The 20,407-nt window shown below is 41.5% G+C and carries 16 protein-coding genes; 6 read left to right on the top strand and 10 right to left on the bottom strand.

Going from position 1 to position 20,407, the window contains the following annotated elements; genetic code table 11:
- Positions 1-2: 2 nt before the first annotated feature.
- Both MKO06_RS14625 and htpG read right to left on the bottom strand, forming a co-directional pair.
- Positions 3-818, bottom strand: coding sequence for a DUF6503 family protein (locus MKO06_RS14625; protein ID WP_241552819.1), 816 nt, complete (start codon positions 816-818; stop codon positions 3-5).
- A 93-nt stretch (positions 819-911) separates the two neighbouring features.
- Entirely contained in the window at positions 912-2,798 is a 1,887-nt protein-coding gene (gene htpG / locus MKO06_RS14620; RefSeq protein ID WP_241552818.1) for a molecular chaperone HtpG, read from the bottom strand.
- Positions 2,799-3,021: 223 nt separating this feature from the next.
- On the opposite strand from htpG, the gene MKO06_RS14615 reads away from it, so the two are divergent.
- Both MKO06_RS14615 and MKO06_RS14610 read left to right on the top strand, forming a co-directional pair.
- Positions 3,022-3,693 carry a TetR family transcriptional regulator C-terminal domain-containing protein gene (locus MKO06_RS14615; RefSeq protein ID WP_241552817.1) on the top strand — a complete coding sequence of 224 codons (672 nt, stop codon included), beginning with the start codon at positions 3,022-3,024 and terminating at the stop codon, positions 3,691-3,693.
- A 16-nt stretch (positions 3,694-3,709) separates the two neighbouring features.
- A complete protein-coding gene (locus tag MKO06_RS14610) occupies positions 3,710-5,023 on the top strand; it encodes an ABC1 kinase family protein (protein WP_241552816.1) in 1,314 nt (437 codons plus the stop codon).
- A gap of 116 nt (positions 5,024-5,139) precedes the next feature.
- Here the strand turns inward: MKO06_RS14610 and MKO06_RS14605 are convergent, their stop codons facing one another.
- Positions 5,140-7,602, bottom strand: coding sequence for a S9 family peptidase (locus MKO06_RS14605; RefSeq protein WP_241552815.1), 2,463 nt, complete (start codon positions 7,600-7,602; stop codon positions 5,140-5,142).
- A 133-nt stretch (positions 7,603-7,735) separates the two neighbouring features.
- Between MKO06_RS14605 and MKO06_RS14600 the strand changes: the two genes are divergently transcribed.
- Positions 7,736-8,746 carry a 3-oxoacyl-ACP synthase III family protein gene (locus MKO06_RS14600; protein WP_241552814.1) on the top strand — a complete coding sequence of 337 codons (1,011 nt, stop codon included), beginning with the start codon at positions 7,736-7,738 and terminating at the stop codon, positions 8,744-8,746.
- A gap of 11 nt (positions 8,747-8,757) precedes the next feature.
- Here MKO06_RS14600 and MKO06_RS14595 read toward each other — a convergent pair whose 3' ends face one another.
- The 3 genes from MKO06_RS14595 to MKO06_RS14585 all read right to left on the bottom strand — a co-directional run bounded on the left by MKO06_RS14595 (position 8,758) and on the right by MKO06_RS14585 (position 9,993).
- On the bottom strand, positions 8,758-8,958 hold the full coding sequence (locus MKO06_RS14595) for a hypothetical protein (RefSeq protein ID WP_241552813.1): 201 nt from the start codon (positions 8,956-8,958) through the stop codon (positions 8,758-8,760).
- Positions 8,951-9,196 carry a putative signal transducing protein gene (locus tag MKO06_RS14590; RefSeq protein WP_241552812.1) on the bottom strand — a complete coding sequence of 82 codons (246 nt, stop codon included), beginning with the start codon at positions 9,194-9,196 and terminating at the stop codon, positions 8,951-8,953. The genes MKO06_RS14595 and MKO06_RS14590 overlap by 8 nt, the downstream gene beginning before the upstream one ends.
- A gap of 71 nt (positions 9,197-9,267) precedes the next feature.
- Entirely contained in the window at positions 9,268-9,993 is a 726-nt protein-coding gene (locus MKO06_RS14585; protein ID WP_241552811.1) for a hypothetical protein, read from the bottom strand.
- A gap of 186 nt (positions 9,994-10,179) precedes the next feature.
- Here MKO06_RS14585 and MKO06_RS14580 point away from each other — a divergent pair, with 186 nt between their 5' ends.
- Together MKO06_RS14580 and MKO06_RS14575 are read left to right on the top strand one after the other, a co-directional pair.
- Complete coding sequence (locus MKO06_RS14580) at positions 10,180-10,704, top strand: fasciclin domain-containing protein (RefSeq protein WP_425248415.1); 525 nt, start codon at positions 10,180-10,182, stop codon at positions 10,702-10,704.
- A gap of 127 nt (positions 10,705-10,831) precedes the next feature.
- Positions 10,832-11,413 carry a DUF4136 domain-containing protein gene (locus tag MKO06_RS14575; protein ID WP_241552810.1) on the top strand — a complete coding sequence of 194 codons (582 nt, stop codon included), beginning with the start codon at positions 10,832-10,834 and terminating at the stop codon, positions 11,411-11,413.
- Between the two features lie 61 nt (positions 11,414-11,474).
- Here MKO06_RS14575 and pheT read toward each other — a convergent pair whose 3' ends face one another.
- The 4 genes from pheT to recG all read right to left on the bottom strand — a co-directional run bounded on the left by pheT (position 11,475) and on the right by recG (position 18,169).
- Positions 11,475-13,901 carry a phenylalanine--tRNA ligase subunit beta gene (pheT, locus tag MKO06_RS14570; RefSeq protein ID WP_241552808.1) on the bottom strand — a complete coding sequence of 809 codons (2,427 nt, stop codon included), beginning with the start codon at positions 13,899-13,901 and terminating at the stop codon, positions 11,475-11,477.
- A gap of 129 nt (positions 13,902-14,030) precedes the next feature.
- Entirely contained in the window at positions 14,031-14,933 is a 903-nt protein-coding gene (locus MKO06_RS14565; RefSeq protein ID WP_241552807.1) for a tetratricopeptide repeat protein, read from the bottom strand.
- 202 nt (positions 14,934-15,135) lie between these two features.
- Positions 15,136-15,933, bottom strand: a complete 798-nt coding sequence (locus MKO06_RS14560) for a hypothetical protein (protein WP_241552805.1) — start codon at positions 15,931-15,933, stop codon at positions 15,136-15,138.
- A gap of 136 nt (positions 15,934-16,069) precedes the next feature.
- On the bottom strand, positions 16,070-18,169 hold the full coding sequence (gene recG / locus MKO06_RS14555) for an ATP-dependent DNA helicase RecG (RefSeq protein WP_241552803.1): 2,100 nt from the start codon (positions 18,167-18,169) through the stop codon (positions 16,070-16,072).
- 126 nt (positions 18,170-18,295) lie between these two features.
- Between recG and MKO06_RS14550 the strand changes: the two genes are divergently transcribed.
- Positions 18,296-20,407: a M1 family metallopeptidase gene (locus MKO06_RS14550; protein ID WP_241552801.1), complete on the top strand. Its 2,112-nt coding sequence runs from the start codon at positions 18,296-18,298 to the stop codon at positions 20,405-20,407.

Below are 20,407 nucleotides of genomic sequence, written 5' to 3'. Positions count from 1 at the left end.
GTCTATTTATTAACCGGTTTAGAATTTTCCGGCACCCGGAAAGATTCTTCTCCAGGTTCAAAAAATCGGATATTAGAGATGCTTGCTTCTCCCAGTTTTTCTCCAAGGCCTTCAGCCTGGCTCCAGTTGTGAAAACTCCACTTTGTAGCGAATGCTACTCCGTCTACCATTTTATAATCTGAATAAACGATCGCATGAGGATTTTTTTCAGCTTCATCCTGATCCTTGGAAAAAGTAACTATATAAGCCGCTGCTTTCAGTCTGCTGGTTTCCGGATCCTGGTATACCACATACCAGTCGTCTGGTGAGTCCCCGATAGAAGATTCAAAACTAAGCCTGGCAGCATCATATTCCAGACTGTCCAGTATCTGTTTTTTAGGTTGATCCCAAACTGTCCCGGGATCGGTAAGTTTGAATGGCATGGCGAAAAAGTACTGCCAGGTGAAAATGTCAAATCTGGCCCCGTTATCCGAAGCGGTATCTGGTGTGATAAAAACCTGGTCACCATCATAAATAACAGAAGCTCCATTGCTTTTATCCAGTCTAACCTTAGTAGAATTGGTAAGCATACTTACTTCTCCGTCAAGCCGCGTCTCACCGCCAAAAATCAGTTCAATATTGAATGCCACGGCCTCATTTGTCATAAAAGCGGTTTTATTATGTGCCTCCTCAATATTTTCAGAAAAGGATAGGGCAGGAGGTGGACCTGCACCGTCACCTATACCGTTGTCTGGTTCTACAGGCATGGGTTTTTCAGTATTTTGATCCTTACAGCTTATGATAACCAGGATACACAGAATAGATAGAAGTCGTTTCATAGGTGAATTTTGTTTAAATGTACAAAAGCTTTTTTTACCCCATAAAAAAAGCCGCTTTCAAAAAAGCGGCTTTTTAGGTTCATTCAATTTAACTTATTTCACCATTTCAAAACTTCTTTTGATGAAGGCGGTAAGTTCTTCACCTTTCAAAAGGTTTTGAGAAAGCCTGGCAAGATCAAGTGATTGCTTGATCAAACGTTGCTGCTTTTTCTCAGTTTTGGTGTTTAGAATGGTATTGATCAATTCGTGGTTGGTGTTCACCACGAGATTGTACATTTCAGGCATATTGCCCATACCAAACATACCACCACCACCGGTTTGCTGCATTTCCTTCATTCTTCTCATGAACTCAGGCTGGGTGATGATAAGCGGAGCAGCATTGCTGTCCATGGCTTCCATTTGAATGGTATATTTCTCTGCAGGAATTACCTTTTCAAAATCTCCTTTCAGCTTCTCTTTTTCTTCGTCGGAAAGTTTAGAGATCTTCTCATCATCCTTTTTGATGAGGTTGTCTACATGATCTGAATCTACACGAACGAAAGAGATCTTTTCTTTTGAATTTTCCAGCTTCTGAAGCAGGTGAGAAACAATCGGAGAATCCAGAAGCAGTACTTTATATCCCTTATCCTTGGCAGCTTCGATGTAGCTATGCTGCTCATCCTGGTTAGAAGCATAAAGGATTACCAGGTTACCATCCTTATCGGTCTGGTTTTCCTTGATCTTTTCTTCCAGTTCCGAATAGGTGAAATATTCACCATCGGTAGTTGGGTATAGCGCGAACTTATCAGCTTTTTCGAAGAATTTATCTTCAGTAAGCATTCCGTATTCGATCACGATCTTGATATCGTCCCATTTCTTCTCAAAATCTTCCCTGTTATTGTTGAAAAGACTTTTCAGTTTATCGGCGACCTTACGGGTAATATAGCTGGAGATCTTTTTCACCGCACCATCGGCCTGCAGGTAAGACCTTGATACATTCAGTGGAATATCAGGTGAATCGATCACACCACGCAGCATGGTAAGGAATTCAGGTACAATACCTTCCACATTATCGGTAACAAAAACCTGGTTTTGATATAACTGAATCTTATCTTTCTGGATGTTCATATCTTTAGACATCCTTGGGAAATAAAGAATCCCGGTAAGATTGAATGGATAATCAACATTCAGGTGAATATGGAATAACGGATCCTCGAACTGCATTGGATACAATTCGCGATAGAACTCGTTATAATCCTTTTCTTCCAGGTCGGCTGGCTGTTTGGTCCAGGCCGGCTCTGGATTATTAATGATATTATCTACCGTTTTGGTTTCAGGTTTTGCATCTTCCTTGGCATCATCTGGTAGCGGTAAAGTTTCTTCACGCGTTCCGAACTTGATCGGGATAGGCATGAACTTATTGTACTTCACCAGTAATTCCTGTATCCTGTTCTCTTCCAGGAATTCCTTGTCATCTTCATTAATATGCAGGATGATCTCGGTACCATGTTCTTTCTTTTCGGCTTCCTCCAGTACGAATTCGGTAGTTCCTTTACAAACCCAGTGTGCTGCTGGTTCATCTTTATGAGATTTGGTTAGGATCTCTACTTTGTTCGCTACCATAAAGGCAGAGTAGAAACCAAGACCAAAATGACCAATAATACCACTGTCTTTTGCAGAGTCCTTATACTTGGCAAGGAACTCCTCGGCGCCAGAGAAGGCTACTTCGTTGATGTATTTTTCAACTTCTTCTTTGGTCATCCCAATACCCTGGTCTATCACATGCAGGGTTCCATTGTCTTTATCGATCTTAACCTCGATTACGGGATTCCCATATTCTACATTAGCCTCTCCCAGGCGGGCAAGGTGTTTTAATTTTAGGGTTGCGTCTGTCGCGTTAGAAATTAGCTCTCTCAAAAAGATCTCGTGATCACTGTACAGGAACTTTTTGATGAGCGGAAAAATGTTTTCTACAGATACATTTATTTTTCCGGTTGCCATATGTTGAATTTTTAATTTTTGTTTTTCATTTAGGTTTTGTCAAAAAAAGTACCATTGGCAATTCGCTGTCAAACTGACACTTCTGTAATTAAATTGGCAGACTATCGTCTAAAGGTCCAGAGGCCCAATTAGGCGTTCTAAAACATTTAACAATATTTTGTTTAATTATTTAGATAGAAAATTAAACAAAGTCGTAAATTTGATAAAAATAAGAAAGCAAGAAATGGCAAAGTCGACAGGAAATAGTAAAGTGAAAAAGAAGCCAAACGCAGATATGCTTATTGCAACTTATATGGATTATGTTCTTGAGAACGAACACACGCCAAGAAGTGTATATAAATTTGCTAAGGATAACGAGATGACCGAGGCAGATTTTTATAAGTTCTTCGGAAGTTTTGAAGGATTGCGAAAAGCGATCTGGGATAAGTTCTTTGAAAATAGCCTGAGTGTCATGGAGAAATCCAAGGAATATGCAGGATTTTCGAATCGTGAAAAATTACTCACCTTTTTCTACACTTTTTTTGAAGTGCTAACCGCGAATAGAAGTTATGTTCTTTATACACTGAATGAAAGCGAAAGCACGATTAAAAATTTGGAAGAACTGAAAAATCTTCGGAAAAAGATCAAGATTTTTTCGAAAGGATTGATCCAGGATGGAAATAGGGATAAAACGCTGAAATTATTCCAGCAAAGCGAAATGATATTTTCTGAAGGAGTATGGGTGCAATTCCTGTTCCTTCTGAAATTCTGGATGGATGACAATTCAGCCGGATTTGAAAGTACAGATGTGGCTATAGAGAAATCAGTGAACACGGTATTTGATGTTTTCGATAACACCCCGCTGGAACGTGTGGTAGACTTCGGAAAATTTATATGGAAAGAGAGAATGGCGTAAGCCGAAGGAGAATTGAATGAAGACAATAGATAAAATACCAACGGGAAAGATTGGCAGAACCAGTAAACTGGTTCAAACCGGTGTGAAAATAGGCGGAAATTACCTTAAATATTACGGTAAAAAAGCCTTTAATCCGGAGCTTACCCGTGATGAACTGGATGAAGAAAACGCTACTGATATCTATGATGGATTAAAGAGCTTGAAGGGTAGTGCTCTAAAAATGGCACAAATGCTTTCTATGGAGAAAAATTTGTTGCCGGGAGCCTACGTAGAGAAATTCAGCCTCGCACAATTTAGCGTTCCGCCTTTATCTGCTCCTTTGGTAAGAAAGACATTTAAAAAATATCAGGGAGCCTATCCCGAAGAATTATATGATACGTTTGCAACCCAATCGGTCAATGCTGCCAGCATCGGACAGGTGCATAAAGCTACAAAAGATGGGAAAAAACTTGCTGTGAAAATCCAATATCCGGGGGTTGCAGATAGTATCAGTTCAGACCTTGCCATGGTAAAACCAATTGCGCTCAGAATGTTCAATTTGCAGGCAAAGGATTCTGAAAAGTATTTTCAGGAAGTTGAAGGAAAATTACTGGAAGAGACAGATTATGTTTTGGAAGTAAAACAAAGCAAACAAATTTCAGAAGCCTGTGCACATATTCCGAATTTGAGGTTTCCTAAATATTATGAGAAACTTTCCAGTGAGCGTATCATTACCATGGATTGGATGGATGGTCTTCACCTTAGTGAATTTGCTAAGCAGAATGAAGATCAGGAGCTGGCAAATAAAATAGGGCAGGCACTTTGGGACTTTTATATGTTCCAGATCCATGAATTGCGTGAAGTACATGCCGATCCTCATCCAGGTAATTTCCTGGTAGATAAAGATAATAACCTGATAGCCATCGATTTTGGCTGTATCAAGAAGATACCTAAAGACTTTTATGAGCCATATTTTTCTTTGGTGAATAAGGAAAATTTGAATGACGATGCTGTTTTTAAACAGCGATTGATAGAACTGGAGATACTTCATAAAGAAGATTCCAAGAAGGAAGAGAAATTCTTCAAAGAAATGTTCTATGAGATGTTTGAAATGTTCTCAACTCCTTTCCAGTCAGAAGCATTCGATTTTACGGATGAAGACTTCTGGAAACACTTAACCCAGTTAAGTGAGCGGTATTCCAAAGACCCCGAGTTGAGAAAGATGAATGGAAATAGAGGTAGCAGACACTTCCTCTATATGAGCAGAACCTTTTTTGGCCTTTACAATCTATTGCATGACCTACAAGCGAAAGTACAAATAAGTAAGTTTAGGGATTATTCTAATGGTTGATTTATTGGTTAGGTTGTTGGAAAGCGTGGCCGTACCCTAAAGCGGTTCACGCTTTCTCTATTAAAAAACCCGGCAGTGATGCCGGGTTTTTTGTTCTTTTAAAATGATTGGAATTCTTAGTTTCCGAAGTTTTCTTCTGCCGGAACTTTTATTTCGTTCTTTTCCTTGTTTTTCACATACTGCTCCAGCCATTGATCCTGTTCCCATAAAACATGCAGAACAGATTCCTTGGCGCTGTAACCATGACTTTCCTTAGGTAACATTACTAAACGAGCGGTCGCACCTAATCCTTTAAGCGCATTGAAATAACGCTCACTTTGCATAGGATAGGTTCCCGAGTTATTGTCGGCTTCACCATGTATTAGTAATAACGGGGTTTTCATTTTATCGGCATGCATAAATGGCGACATGGTATAATAAACTTCCGGTGCTTCCCAGTAGTTGCGTTCCTCGCTCTGGAATCCGAATGGTGTAAGCGTACGGTTGTATGCACCACTTCTTGCGATTCCGGCTGCAAATAGATTGGAATGAGACAGCAGGTTGGCTGTCATAAAAGCTCCATAGCTATGTCCGCCAACCGCTACACGATCGGTATCTACATACCCCTTTTCGTCAACCGCATCGATGGCTGCCTTCGCATTGGCAACCAGCTGCTTTCTAAAACTGTCATTAGGCTCTTCGTCACCTTCTCCAACGATCGGGAATGCAGCATCATCCAGCACCACATATCCGCGGTTTACCCAATAGATAGGGGAGCCGTAATATGGATAAGTGAAATCATTTGGGTTGGACGTGTTTTGAGATGCAGAGTTCTTGTCTTTATATTCTCTTGGATATGCCCACATGAGCATCGGCAATTCCTTAGGGTCCTTCTTATCGTAACCCGCCGGAAGGTATAGAGTCGCATTCAGCTCCAGGCCGTCATCTCTCTTATAAGTAATAACTTCTTTGGAAACATTTTCGAGAGCCTTGAACGGGTTCTCAAATGAGGTGATCTGGGTTAATTTGTTTTTAGAATCGATATCCCTGATATAATAATTTGGATATTCCACGGAAGATTCGATACGTACCAGAATTTCACCCTTGTCCATATCTATGGCTTCAACCAGGCTTTCCTTTTTATCGGTATACTTCGATTCATATAGTCTCTCAGTATCACCATCTTCCAAGTCGATCTTGTCTACGAATGGGAATTGACCTTTTTCGGTAAATCCATCTCCCAGTAAAAAGGCCTCGTCACCGTCAAGGGCAAGTACCTGTTTTCCGTATTCGTTCTTTTTGGTAACAAAGCTTCCCGGGTCACCATAAACATCCTGGTAGTTTCGGTCGAAAAGGATCTTTGGTTCTTCAGATGCATCTGATGGATCAAAAACATAAGTTTTCGTATTTCGGGTGTTCCACCAGTAATCCATCGCTATAGCGGTATCGTTATCCCCCCACATGATGCCGCGACCGCGGTTCTTTACCTTCAGAATAGATTTACCCTCACCTTTAAAAGGAGCTTCCAGCTGGAAAAATTCGTCACGGTACTCTGCTTCGTTTTCAGGATCTCCTCCATCCAGGGCTTTCACATAAACCAGGCTGGCTGGTTTATCGTCTCGCCAGTCAAAATCTCTCTTTCCTTCACGTTCGGCCATAAAGCCTTTTGGGAGATCTTCGATCAAAGGAACATCGTTGATCATGCTCACTAGATTTCCTTGCTTGTCGTAAACATTGGTTTCAGAAGGGAACCTGTAATAAGGTACCAGGTATGAAAATGGTTTTTTTACATGCGTGATCATTACATATTCTCCATCAGGAGAAAAGGAGATATCACTGTACATTTTAGGTCCCATCCATTTTGAAGTGCTTCCGTCCAGGTTTACTTTAACCAGTTCAGATCGGGCTAATTGCTCAAAATTATATTCATCATTTGGGTTCTTTAAAAGATCCTGGTAGGTTCTGTTTTGGGCCTCCTTACCATCACTAACCGAAATTGTTGGTCCAGATGGAACCGAAGTTTCAGTGTCGATCAAAGCTTTACGATCCTCAGGAAGCATGGTAACAAGTAACCCGGAATTATCGCGGAACCAGTTTACCGTGCTTCTCATATTGGCGTTGATGGTTCCGTTGGAAAGTTTTCTAGCCTTAGCGGCTTTAACATCCATTACCCATAGCTCCACACCTTTATCGGTTGTATGTGTAAAGGCCATCATAGATTCATCTGGAGACCAGCTGAAGTTGGTGAGTCGCGGAGAATCAGGTAGTCCGCTAACAGATTTTGGTTCCTTCCCGTCAACTGCCTTTACCTTGAGATCATTGTAATATCTCGCCCGGCTGTTGATATTGGTCACCGGGTTGATTCGAAGACCACCCAGTCGCATTTCCTCCTCGCTTAATTCAGCAATACTTTTAAACTGATCCCTGTACATAAAGATCATATTTTCACCCTTACTGTCTATAATTGTAGAGGGGGCTAATGGAACATCTACCAGGTCCAGGATTTCTTTAGGTGGTTTCTGGTAGTCCAGGTTCTCCTGGGCAGTCGCTGCAGATAAGAACAGCAAGGCACCAGAAAGGCAAAAAAGAATTCGTTTCATAATTCAGGTTTTAAGTTGAATATTTTTTAAGGGGTAAATTGAAGGAATGTTAATGTTTGGTATATTGCACCCCAATTTTTTTTCATTTCGCTAAATTTAATAAGAATTAGCTTTAAAAACATAATATTTATCCATGTATCAAACTAAAATTGCAGGATTAGGAAAATATGTTCCTGAAAATGTCGTCACGAATGATGATCTGTCTAAAATGATGGATACCAATGATGAGTGGATCACTGAACGTACCGGGATCAAGGAGCGCAGGCATATAAAAAAAGGAGATGGCAATACAACAGCCACGATGGGGGTTAAGGCTGCCAGGATCGCACTGGAACGTTCAGGGATCAATAAGGATGAAATAGACCTGATCGTTTTTGCAACCTTAAGTCCCGATTATTATTTCCCGGGATGCGGGGTACAGGTTCAGGAAATGCTTGATATTAAAACCTGTCCGGCGCTGGATGTACGTAACCAGTGCAGTGGATTTATCTATGCCATTTCTGTGGCCGACCAGTTCATAAAAACCGGAATGTATAAGAACATCCTGGTTATTGGAAGTGAGAATCACAGTGGAGGATTAGATTTTACGACCAGAGGACGGTCTGTTTCGGTTATTTTTGGGGATGGTGCAGGAGCTGCGGTTCTAACCCGAAGCGATCATAACGGGCAGGGAATTCTTTCTACGCATTTACATTCTGAAGGGAAACATGCCCTTGAACTTTCCTTGAAGGGACCGAGTACCAATTACTGGGTGCCGGAGATCATCGCCGATAATCCACAGGGGGATGATATTCCTTATTATCCATATATGAATGGCCAATTCGTATTCAAGAATGCGGTTCAGCGATTTTCTGAAGTCATCAATGAAGGTTTAGAGGCGAATGGATTGGAGGTAAGCGATATCGACATGCTTATTCCACACCAGGCGAATCTTAGGATCTCTCAATTCATTCAGCAGAAATTCAGGCTAAAGGATGAGCAGGTCTATAACAATATTCAGCGTTACGGGAATACCACCGCAGCTTCTATCCCAATTGCACTTACTGAGGCCTGGGAAGAAGGAAAAATAGACAATGAAGATGTAGTTGTACTGGCTGCCTTTGGTAGTGGTTTTACCTGGGGAAGTGCAATAATCAAATGGTAACCGAAACTTTTTTAGCGGGTCCCAAAATATTTGTATAGATCATATATTCCAAAAAGAACAAAGCCAATTGCCAGAACATAACTGAAGGTTTCAGTATCTGGTGATTGGCTGTTTTGATACAACCTGTAACTACCATAGCCAATAAACAGGATGCCAAGGATCAGGTTCCATTTATTCCTTTCGGGCCTTTGATCAACCTCTTCGTTATTCATCCTTATAATCTTTTGGAAAAGTAGATCTAGCGATCTTTAGAGCTTCATCATAACGTTCTTTGGATACAAAGAGTTGAACCTGTCCCGGAAGACCTCCGCCAAAACCTGCTCGCAAACCGGCTTCAAATTCATTACGAATTCTGGATTCGATACCCTTTTCGGTAAATAATTCCTGAAGATATTGTACGTTGGTTTCGGGCCCCGTATAGACATTTCTATAAGCTCCTTCTTCACTCATAATTATTGCTTTTATTCTAAAATACGAATAACAAAAGAGTGTCAGGTTACTTTTAAACCGAAATTAACGTTCTAGGCGTTATAAAATTTACTGTCCCAGATGTCGGTGCTGAAATTTTTGCCCATCTTAAATCCATAAAAAATGGCCAGACCGGCGAACCATTTAAAAATGAAGAAAAAAATCATAAAGAATTCTGTAGTAGATTGATTCTTTGTAAACAGGCCTTCAGGTACCACGAGTGCGGTGATGAAACTTACCAGCAATAATAGAATAATGAAGTTTTCCAGTGTCTTGAACGGCCACATCATTAATTTTCGCAATGGATGCAGGTCCTTTCCCCACTTATGGATGAGGTAGTAATAATCGTTCCCAATAGGAGCGAACAGCAAAGGGTCATCGGCGTTTTCAAGTTTAAAGAGCTTGGCCGGCGCCACGATTTTGAAACCTTTTAACTGGGTTTCATGCCGCTTTTCTAATTCCTTTATTCTTATTAGAGCTTCATAGGGAATTTCAGCCTTGAAGAATTTCGAGTCCAGGAACCTAAGCCTATAGTCAACACAAATTTTATAGATCTGGTCTATATGGAAAATTCGATCGCTTTCCAGAATGTCGGGGTTAAACTGGTTATTTTCAACCGGGCTCCCACTGGATAATTTTTCGAGGATCTCTTCATCCTTTTTAGCATCCTTCCGGAAAATTCTATATACTTCTCCAAGGATATCTTCCTCGGTCGTGGTTTTGTTTCTAATTTTAAGGAGTTGGTGCTCTAAATCAAGGCGGGGAATTCTCAGCTTCATTTTCTTTCTCTTTAGCATCACTAAATTTAGGTAATTAAGCTTAGAATTACAATTCATGTTAGATAAGATAAATCTTAATTGGTTTATAATTTCCGCCGGAAGCTGTTAATTCTAAGCCAATTAATAAAAAAATATTTTTGTTTAAGCATTAAACGATTAATTTAAACAAAAATTAAAATCAATGTTATGAAAAATGTTAAAATTTTATCCGTTTTTATCTGCTTCTTTATAGGTGGATTAATGGCTGTAGGACAAAACGACTCAAATGATATAGTCGAAAATGCCATGATGTCTAAAGATCATTCTACCCTGGTAGCTGCAGTTAAGGCAGCCGACCTGGTGGACGTGCTTAAAAGTGATGGTCCCTTTACGGTCTTTGCGCCGGTGAACTCCGGTTTTGAAGCCCTGCCTGATGGAACGGTGGAATCACTTCTGAAAAAAGAGAATCAAAAACAGTTACAGGCAGTACTCACCTACCACGTGGTATCTGGCGATCTTAAAGCCTCAGATGTGGTAAGTGCCATCAAGAAGGGAAATGGAACCGCAACTCTTACCACCGTGCATGGAAGTCAGCTTAAAGCCACCCTGGACGGAGATAAGGTGAAGATCACTGATACTGCCGGAAATACAGCCACCGTGGTTGCAGCAGATATCGATTCTTCTAACGGGGTAATTCACGCAATAGATACAGTGCTACTCCCAACGAAATAATTTAAAAATACTTTAAATTAAAGCGGCCAAATGGCCGCTTTTTGCGTTAAATAAAAGTCAAATGCGGCAGAGCTCTTTTAAATTTGCTGTATTCCATTTATTTTTCTTTAAACTGAAATTAAAAGCTATGAAACATTTTACAACTGGAATTTTAATGGTCTTGCTTAGCAGTATTCTTTTTTCCTGCGGATCCGGAGGACCCAGTGCAAAAGATGATGCCAGAAAACTGAAGGCCTATGATTCTTATGCATTTTTACCAAATAAAGATACTATTATAAGCCGCGATCTCGATAACGATGCGATCCAGGGAATAATTGTTGAAACCATCCAGGCCAACATGCAGGATGAAGGCTATGTACTTGATAAACGACAGCCCGATGTGCTGGTTCATGCTCACGTGATGTTCGACGAAATGCATACCGTGAATGCCAACCCGGTTTATACCAATTATCCCTATTATCGTCCCGGATTCTATGTTGGGCCGTATTATGAGGATAATATCTATGAAAATTATTTTACCGTTCAGCGTATCGACGGGCCAAGAGTTTCCCAGGTTCCCTATAAGCAGCGAACCATAGTGATCGACTTTATAGACAGGAGAACGAGTCAGATATTATGGAGAGGAGCGATTGATGAGCAAATCGCAACCAGGAGGATGGAACGGGAGATCAGGGATTATGTAGACGAGATCTTTAAAGATTTTCCTTAAAATTGAAGCAAAAAAAACCGGATTTTAAATCCGGTTTTTTTATTTGGGCTCTTAAATACCTCTATCTCAACTCAGCCTGTAATTCCTTTTCGAATCTATGCTGAAGTTTTTTCATCATTTTATCTACCTGCTTATCGGTAAGAGTTTTATTCTCGTCCTGGAACAGGAAGCTTACCGCGTAGCTCTTCTTGCCTTCCGGTAGGTTCTTGCCTTCGTAAACATCGAAAAGGTTCACTTCCTTTAAAAGTTTCTTTTCGGTTTGTCTCGCGATCTCCTCGATCTGGCTGTAAGTAACCGAATCATCCAGAAGCAGCGCAAAATCTCTTCTCATGCTCGGATATTTTGGAATACTGGTAAAACTGGTCTTCTGAGTTTTGGCGGTTTCCAGTAAGGCATCCCAGTTGAAATCGGCGTACAGGACTTCCTGTTCGATATCAAATTTCTTTAAAATGCCTTTTTTAACCACTCCGAACTCAACCAACCGGTCTTTCTTTGTGTTGATCTGAAGGCCATCTGAGAAAATATCAGATTTAACTTCCCTGGTCTTTAGATTCTGAATTCCGAGCTTTTCGAAAATAGCATTGATCACTCCTTTCAGGTAAAAGAAATTCCCGGCCGCCGCCTGATTGTTCCAGCTTTCAGAATTCCTGTCCCCGGTCACGAACACCGAAAGATGTTTGTTTTCTTCCCTGCCGCTAACATAAGAATGATAGGTTTTTCCGAATTCGAAGATCTTTAGTCGATCTCTTTTTCGGTTGATGTTATAACTGATATTTTCCAGTCCCGAAAACAGCAGGCTTTGTCTTAACACGGAAAGCTCCTTGCTTAGCGGGTTCAGCATTTCTACCTGGTATTCCTTTTTGATCGCCTCAGAGATATCATGGTATGCTGCCGAAGTCAGGGAATTAGACATGGTCTCGTAAAAACCCTGCCCGGTAAGCTGAGATGCGATTAGGTTCTGAATCTTGAAATCTTCAAATTTTGAAGAATTCGCAACCGAAAGGCTTAATTTATCTCCAAACTTGACGTTATTATAACCATAGACCCTCAGGATCTCTTCGATGACATCAGATTCGCGCTGTACATCCACGCGATAAGAAGGGATGGTTAAGCCCATTCCGGTTTCAGTCACATTATTGACCCTGATCTCCAGCGAAGCAAGAATCGACTTGATGGTTTCTTCCTCAAGGTTTTCACCAATAAGTTTATTTACCTTTTCAAAGGTCAGGAATACCTGGAAATCCTCTATTTTTTTGAAATACAGGTCATCAATATCGCTGGTGATTTCGGCATCTGCGATCTCCTTGATCAAAAGTGCCGCACGTTTTAGTGCATATTCAACGGCATTGGGATCTATCCCTCTTTCAAATCTGAAAGAAGCATCGGTGCTCAAGCCATGTCTTTTTGCGGTTTTTCGAACACTAACCGGGTTAAAGTAAGCGCTTTCCAGGAATACCTGTGTGGTATTTTCGGTTACCCCGCTTCCAATTCCACCAAAAACTCCTGCGATACAAAGAGGTTTTTCGGCATCACAGATCATAAGGTCTTCTTCGTGAAGCTCTCTTTCTACTTCATCCAGGGTAGTGAATTTAGTACCTGTTTCTAAGGTCTTCACCTGTATCTCGTTCCCGGAAATTTTTCCTGCATCGAAGGCGTGTAGTGGCTGGCCAAGTTCATGCATCACATAGTTGGTGGCATCTACTACATTATTTTTAGGAGTGATACCTATGGCCTTAAGCCTGTTCTTTAACCAGTTTGGTGATTGCTTTACCTTGACTTCTGAAAGTGTTACACCACAATACCTGGGTGCCAGGTTAGAATCCTCTACTTTGATCTGAATTCTAAGGCTTCGGTTATCAACATGAAAGCTGCTTACAGAAGGAGTGATCAATTCAAGGTGTTTTCCCTGTTGCTGGTAACCTGCTTTCAAATCCCTCGCAACTCCCCAGTGGCTCATAGCATCGGCGCGATTAGGCGTAAGCCCAATTTCAAAGACCTCGTCATTCTCTACCTCGAAAATTTCAGCAACAGGTTTTCCTGGTTCCAGTTCGTTGTCCAGTACCATGATCCCCTCATGACTTTGGCCAAGTCCCAGTTCTTTTTCAGAGCAGATCATTCCATAACTGGATTCACCGCGTATCTTGCCTTTTTTGATCTCCCAGGCTTCCCCTTTTTCGTCATACAGGATGGTACCTATAGTTGCAACGGGCACCTTCTGACCAGCGCCTATATTCGGCGCTCCGCAAACGATCTGAACTTCTTCGCCATTACCAATATTCACCTTTGTTAGCTGTAATTTATCGGCATTAGGATGTTTGTCACAGCTCAAAACGTGACCAACAACAATACCCTCCAATCCTCCTTTAATACTTTGGAAGCTGGTTACTCCTTCTACTTCTAAACCGAGGTCGGTTAAAAGTTCTCCTGTATGTTCAGCATTTTCGGGTAGCTTGATAAATTGTTTAAGCCAGTTGTAAGAAATTTTCATCAGAAATCTTTTTCAGGCTGCAAAGATAGTATTACCAAATTTTTTAGCATAATAATATGCTTACTTTGAAATGAAAGACATAAAAAAAGGGAAGTAATTATACTTCCCATTATATTGGTTCGGTCTTGATCAAGCTTTCTTTTTAAAAGTCATGGAGGCCACAGGCTTCTTTCCGTCTGTATTGGAAAGATCATAAATATCCCACGACAAATCCCCCGAGGCTTTATCGATCACATGTTTTACCTTTTGCTGATCACCATCCTCCTCGTAATGTTCGATCACGATCACTTCATTGGTAGAATTTTTTTCAACCTTTATGGTGGAGGGTTCGATCCCAAGCATAGGATTGCTGGCCCAGGCCATTTCGTAATGTTCATCTACGGCATTATAAGCTATGATTCGTGTGCCAACAAATTCACCATTATTATTTTTAAAGACGCCAGACAAAATGGTATTGTTCTCGTTAGCATGAAATACCATGGTTCCTTCCCTCTGAAGCATCTTTTCTCCATTCTCATAGCCATAATTAGATACCTCCCAGCTACCCTCCAGAAATTCGAAGACCGATCCTGCTCCTTCAAGAATTGCCAGTTTGGTCTTTGAGGCTTCCAGCATTTGTGCCTTTTCTTCCACATCTTCCATGGTAGCAGAAAGGTCGATGGCTTTTTTGTAATGTTCCCTGGCTTTTTCTTCCTCGCCTTTCTGCATCAAAAGATCGGCATAAGAATCATATGGATTCGCCTGATTGGGATATTCATCTATCTGGGCAAGAAATACTCTCTCTGCCGCTGCCAGATCTCCTTCATCCATAATTCGGTATCCAAGCACGTTAAGAGGTTCTGTTAGAAAGGTATACTCATCTCCCCTGGCCGGACTGTTATTGTAATCACTTAAAGCTTTTTCGATGCCGTTATTTTTATAATCCTGGTAAAGTTTTTCGGGCAGATCGGGATTGTTTTGGGCAGGACTGTAGACCATTCCCAGTAAAAAGGCAAGACTAAATAATAAGGAGGTGATTTTATTCGATTTCATAACTCTAATATTTAAGATTAACATTTATTCCATTCTTTTTCACGGGGGGTGAATTTTCCGAAATAGAGAAAAGCGGGTAGGGGGGCTTAAATAAAGGTTGAGAATCGGTCTTTTAAAGATAAGGAAAAATGACCAAAAAATCTTCGGAAAAATAAAATGGGGCCGCAGCCCCATTTTAAACAGAATGAATATTAACCCTAAATTATTCTTCTTGGCATGAAATCTCTGGTGTAATTCCTAATAGTTCCTCACCACGTTCTGCAGTCCAGTCACCAACGCCATTCCCGCCAGTAAACTCTATTTGTACAGTTACTTCTTCACAAGCATCTACATCTCCTACCCATCTGGTTACATTGGCATTTGAATTAATAACACTTTGATGGGTTGAATTTTCGTTTAGAACATTACTTTCTTTAACTAAAATAGTCGTACCATTAGTTAAGCCTCCCTGAATAACAATTGGTCCCGCTTCCTCTGCGGTAAAAGAGATGTTTAAAACCCTTGTTTCATCACAGGTAAGGTCTGCTGTCATCTCATTTGTACAATCGCTACAGGAGCTTACTATTATACTGTCCTCAGTCCATTTTGATTCTCCAGCCACCATGTACCTGATATCATAAGTCCCAATTTCAAAAGTATATTCAAAACAGGCTTGTGTATCGCCCTTTCCTCTGAAAAGTTCCTCATAATAATCTTCTTCAATTTCCTCTGTTTCAGGATTATCACCCATCACCTTTACATCGATCAGAACCTGACTTTCTTTATTATTTCGTCCGGCAGTGGCTTGAGGAAAGCTAAGGCAGAATTCGGTTACCTCTCCTGCGCAGGTTTCATTGGGACTAAATAAAACTGGAACATCATTTTCCTCTTCTTCCTGAGTTTGAGGATTATTACCGCCCCTCGCATCAGCGCTAATGATCTCTTCACCAGAATCAATCGATTCCACACTACATCCTGACAGGCCCACAACAAGGGCCATTAAATAAATTATTTTTTTCATAATTGGTTAGTATTTAAAAAATTAGGAACCTGAAGGTACAGATATAAGGGAAATCCTGTACTTTTTGTCAGAATTTTTCGATGTAAGGCTAAAATTGATCGCCAAAAGACATATTTAGCTGGTTTTCAGTTGGTTGCTAGCTTATATAGTTCCAGATGGTCTTATTCTTTACTAAGCGGGCGTAAGCGTTCTTAATACTGCGGTTTTGCTCGAGTTCAAGGTTTGGATCTTTCTTCAATAGTTGGGAAGCATAGTGGCGGGCTGTAGACAGGATACTGTTGTCCTTGACAATATCAGCGATCTTAAGATTAAGTACCCCGCTTTGCTGGGTGCCCATCAAATCTCCCGGGCCTCTTAATTTAAGATCCACCTCTGCGATCTCGAAGCCGTCGTTGGTAGCGGTCATGGTTTCCAGCCTGGTTTTGCTGTCGGCAGAAAGTTTATGTCCCGTCATGAGGATACAATAACTTTGTTCAGCTCCACGGCCAACCCTTCCTCTTAGCTGGTGCAGTTGAGACAGTCCAAAGCGTTCGGCGCTTTCTATGATCATCACACTGGCGTTAGGTACATTTACTCCAACTTCGATTACGGTGGTCGCAACCATGATCTGTGTCTCCCTTTTCAGGAACCGGTCCATTTCATAATCTTTATCAGCCGGTTTCATTTGACCGTGAACGATGGAGATCTGGAATTCCGGGAATTCTCTTGCAATGCTTTCATAACCATCCATCAGGTCTTTATAATCCATTTTTTCAGATTCCTGGATTAGCGGATAAACCACATAGACCTGCCGGCCTTTTTCGATTTCATCTCGTATAAATCTGAAAACCTTCAGCCTGTTGCTGTCATACCGGTGGACAGTTTTGATAGGTTTTCGCCCAGGCGGCAATTCATCGATCACCGAAATGTCCAGGTCGCCATAAAGGCTCATGGCCAGGGTCCGCGGGATTGGAGTCGCTGTCATGACCAGCACATGTGGCGGGATCTGGTTTTTTTTCCAGAGTTTGGCACGTTGAGCCACGCCAAACCTGTGCTGCTCATCGATGATCGCCAGCCCCAGGTTTTTGAACTGAACCTTATCTTCGAGCAGGGCGTGAGTGCCGATTAGAATATCGATCTCACCGTTCTCCAGTTTTTCGTGGATCTCCTTTCTTTCCGAAGTTTTGGTGGAACCGGTTAACAAGCGAATTTCGATGTTCAGGTCTGAACATAATTCAGCCAGGCCATTATAATGCTGGATGGAAAGTATTTCGGTAGGGGCCATCAGGCATGCCTGGAAACCGTTATCCAGCGCGATGAGCATAGACATTAATCCCACGATGGTTTTCCCGGAGCCCACATCTCCCTGTAACAGCCGGTTCATATGAGCGCCGGTTCCCATATCGCTTCGAATTTCCTTGATCACCCGTTTTTGGGCGTTCGTCAGTTCAAAAGGCAAATGATTTTCATAAAAACCGGAGAAATGATCCCCGATTTGTTCAAAATTGAAGCCCTTGATCTTCTGCTTATGCAGCATATTCTTCCTCAGCAATTGAAGCTGAATGAAAAACAGCTCTTCAAATTTCAGCCGGAACTGTGCTTTTGCGAGCAATTCCTGGCTTTTTGGAAAATGTATATTGAACAGGGCTTCCGATTTGGCAATGAGCTTCAGTTCCTGGATCAGGTCAGAATTAAGGCTTTCTGAAAATTTGAGCCCGGTTTGCTGCAATACCTCCTGCATCAGTTTCATAATCACCCGATTGGTGATCCCTTTTTTCAGAAGCATCTCGGTAGAGGGATACACTGGCTGCATCGCAGTTCTTAGATTGCGTTTATAGTCGGCAACCAGTTCCATCTCAGGATGCGGCATGCTGAAAACACCATTATACCAGTTCGTTTTTCCGAAGATGACGTAAGGAGTATTCAGTTTAAGGTTTTCGCGGATCCATTTCTGGCCCCTGAACCATACCAGCTTTATTCTTCCGGTATCGTCTACAAAATCGGCTACCAGTCTTTTTCCCCGTTTTTGCTCGACCATTTTCATATGGACGATCTTTCCAACGATCTGTACTTCTGATGTGTTTCTTTGAAGCTGGGAAATCTTGTAAAACCCGGTTTTATCGATGTAGCGGTTAGGAAAGAAATTGATCAGATCTCTGTACGTTTCAATGCCGAGTTCCTTTTTAAGAAGGTCGGCCCTGTTTGGACCAACGCCTTTTAGATACTCAATGGGAGTTTGCAGCAGGTTCTGGATCATAAAAACGAAGATATTAAAACGCTCCGATTTTTGGATATTCCTGTTTCAGATTCGGGCAATAACGAGGAAAATTTATGTAATAAAGCCTCTATTTTGTAATTTGCAGAAGATATTCTCCAGGACTACATGCAAAAAATCATAACTTTTCTGTTCCTTTTTATTTTCTCGATCTCCCAGGCACAGAACAAATCTTCCCAGATAAATTCGATCGATTTTAAGCATGTGAAAGCACATGTCACCATTCATCCTGAACAGAAAACGGTATCCGGAAAGGTGAGTTATGAGTTTGATGTCCTGCAGGGCACAGATAGCCTTTTTATCAACGGGCGAAATATGGATTTTAGCGAGGTTTCCCTGAATGGAAATCAGGTTGACTTTAGCAGGGAGGAGACCGGCATCTATATTTTGCATGATTTCAGGATAGCTAAAGCCGAAAAACTCGAATTAAATTATTCAGTAAAACCGCAAACTGGGATGTATTTCATCAACTGGGAATATCCGGAAGTGGAGGCATCGAAAAAGCAGGTCTGGACCCAGGGACAGGGAAAATTCACCTCTACCTGGTTTCCCACCTTCGATGATCTCAGGGAGAAAGCAGAGTTCGACCTGAGTTTTGATTTTCCGGTAGGTTTTGAGGTCGTGTCTAATGGCAAACTTCAGAATACCACGAAACTTGGAGATTCGCTGGTGCGCTGGCAGTTCGATATGGATAAGCCCATGAGCAGCTACCTGCTGGCCCTGGCAGCGGGAAAATTTCAGAAAAAAGAACTGAAGTCTTCCACAGGCGATGAGATTCAGCTTTTCTTTAAACCTGAAGATTCGGCCAAAGTCGAACCAACCTACCGGCATACGGTTCAAATATTTGACTTTTTCGAAAAGGAAACCGGGGTGCCCTATCCGTGGCAGAATTATAAGCAGATCCCGGTACAGGATTTTCTCTATGCAGGAATGGAAAATACGGCCACCACCATTTTTTCCAACAATTTAATGACCGATTCCATAGGATTCAAAGACCGCAATTATGTGAATGTAAATGCCCATGAGCTGGCCCATCAATGGTTCGGTAACCTGGTAACCGCCGAAAATGGAAAACATCACTGGCTGCATGAAGGATTTGCAACTTATTATGCCCTGCTGGCAGAAAGGGAGATCTTTGGGGAGGATTATTATTACTTCAGGTTATACGAAACAGCCGAGCAGTTGAAAGCCCTGAGCGATAGGGGGAAAGGGGAATCCCTGTTAAAACCTGATGCAAGTTCACTTACTTTTTACCAAAAAGGAGCCTGGGCACTTCATATCTTAAAGGAAAGAATAGGGGACGAGGCATTCAGGAAAGGGGTGAAGAATTACCTGCAGCAATATAGTTTTCAAAATGTGAGTACCGAGAATCTTATTTCAGAAATGGAAATGGCTTCAGGGATGGACCTTTCTCTTTTTGTAAAGGACTGGCTGGAGCAATCGGCATTTAAAGCTGAAGAAGCTTTGGAATCCCTTAAAAAGTCTGAATTCATGAACCAGTACCTGCAGCTGGCGGCCTTAAGAGAAACCCCGCTTGACCAGAAAGCTGAATATCTTGGATCGGCCCTCAGTTTCCCGGTAAATGATTATATGGGTCAGGAAGCCGTGAACCAGTTGTCTGGAAACAAAAGTGTGCAGGCTCTTGAACTCTATAAAAAGGCATTTGAAACCGGTAATATCTTTGTGCGGCAGGCTATCGCGATCAGTATGAGGGAAATTCCGAAAAATTTAAAAGCGGAGTATGAAAGTTTGCTGAACGATGAGTCTTATTTAACCCAGGAAGCTGCACTTTTTAGTCTGTGGAGCCAGTTTCCGGAAGACCGCTCAAAATATCTCGAGCAAACCAAAGGGCGTGTCGGGTTCTTTGAAAAGAACATCAGGATGTTATGGTTGACCTTGAGCCTGGTTACCCCAGAATTTGAGCCAGACGCAACCTCGCAATATTATGATGAACTTGCTGGCTACACCCTGGAATGGAATCCATTTCAGATCAGGGAAAATGCCTTTGGTTATTTATACCAGATCGCTGCACTTGATGAAAACAGCCTGGAAAGCCTGGTAATGGGAACTCAGCATCATACTTATAGTTTCAGGAACTATTGCAGGCAATTGTTAAAAAAACTGCTCACCGAAGAAAGTTTCCGCCAGGAATTGAACGATTTACTGCAAACCATGAGCGAAGAAGATACAAGATATCTGCGTTCACAAATCTCAGGATGA

It is taken from the genome of Christiangramia oceanisediminis (assembly GCF_022570735.2).
GTDB classification, from domain to species: Bacteria; Bacteroidota; Bacteroidia; order Flavobacteriales; family Flavobacteriaceae; genus Christiangramia; species Christiangramia oceanisediminis.
The sequence above is the reverse complement of the archived record's forward strand: the minus strand, read 5'-3'. Positions and strand labels throughout refer to the sequence as shown.

Bases quoted from the DNA above. Each gene is read 5' to 3' on its own strand.
- MKO06_RS14625 (WP_241552819.1), bottom strand. From the start codon at position 818: ATGAAACGACTTCTATCTATTCTGTGTATCCTGGTTATCATAAGCTGT.
- htpG (WP_241552818.1), bottom strand. From the start codon at position 2,798: ATGGCAACCGGAAAAATAAATGTATCTGTAGAAAACATTTTTCCGCTC.
- MKO06_RS14615 (WP_241552817.1), top strand. From the start codon at position 3,022: ATGGCAAAGTCGACAGGAAATAGTAAAGTGAAAAAGAAGCCAAACGCA.
- MKO06_RS14610 (WP_241552816.1), top strand. From the start codon at position 3,710: ATGAAGACAATAGATAAAATACCAACGGGAAAGATTGGCAGAACCAGT.
- MKO06_RS14605 (WP_241552815.1), bottom strand. From the start codon at position 7,602: ATGAAACGAATTCTTTTTTGCCTTTCTGGTGCCTTGCTGTTCTTATCT.
- MKO06_RS14600 (WP_241552814.1), top strand. From the start codon at position 7,736: ATGTATCAAACTAAAATTGCAGGATTAGGAAAATATGTTCCTGAAAAT.
- MKO06_RS14595 (WP_241552813.1), bottom strand. From the start codon at position 8,958: ATGAATAACGAAGAGGTTGATCAAAGGCCCGAAAGGAATAAATGGAAC.
- MKO06_RS14590 (WP_241552812.1), bottom strand. From the start codon at position 9,196: ATGAGTGAAGAAGGAGCTTATAGAAATGTCTATACGGGGCCCGAAACC.
- MKO06_RS14585 (WP_241552811.1), bottom strand. From the start codon at position 9,993: ATGAAGCTGAGAATTCCCCGCCTTGATTTAGAGCACCAACTCCTTAAA.
- MKO06_RS14580 (WP_425248415.1), top strand. From the start codon at position 10,180: ATGAAAAATGTTAAAATTTTATCCGTTTTTATCTGCTTCTTTATAGGT.
- MKO06_RS14575 (WP_241552810.1), top strand. From the start codon at position 10,832: ATGAAACATTTTACAACTGGAATTTTAATGGTCTTGCTTAGCAGTATT.
- pheT (WP_241552808.1), bottom strand. From the start codon at position 13,901: ATGAAAATTTCTTACAACTGGCTTAAACAATTTATCAAGCTACCCGAA.
- MKO06_RS14565 (WP_241552807.1), bottom strand. From the start codon at position 14,933: ATGAAATCGAATAAAATCACCTCCTTATTATTTAGTCTTGCCTTTTTA.
- MKO06_RS14560 (WP_241552805.1), bottom strand. From the start codon at position 15,933: ATGAAAAAAATAATTTATTTAATGGCCCTTGTTGTGGGCCTGTCAGGA.
- recG (WP_241552803.1), bottom strand. From the start codon at position 18,169: ATGATCCAGAACCTGCTGCAAACTCCCATTGAGTATCTAAAAGGCGTT.
- MKO06_RS14550 (WP_241552801.1), top strand. From the start codon at position 18,296: ATGCAAAAAATCATAACTTTTCTGTTCCTTTTTATTTTCTCGATCTCC.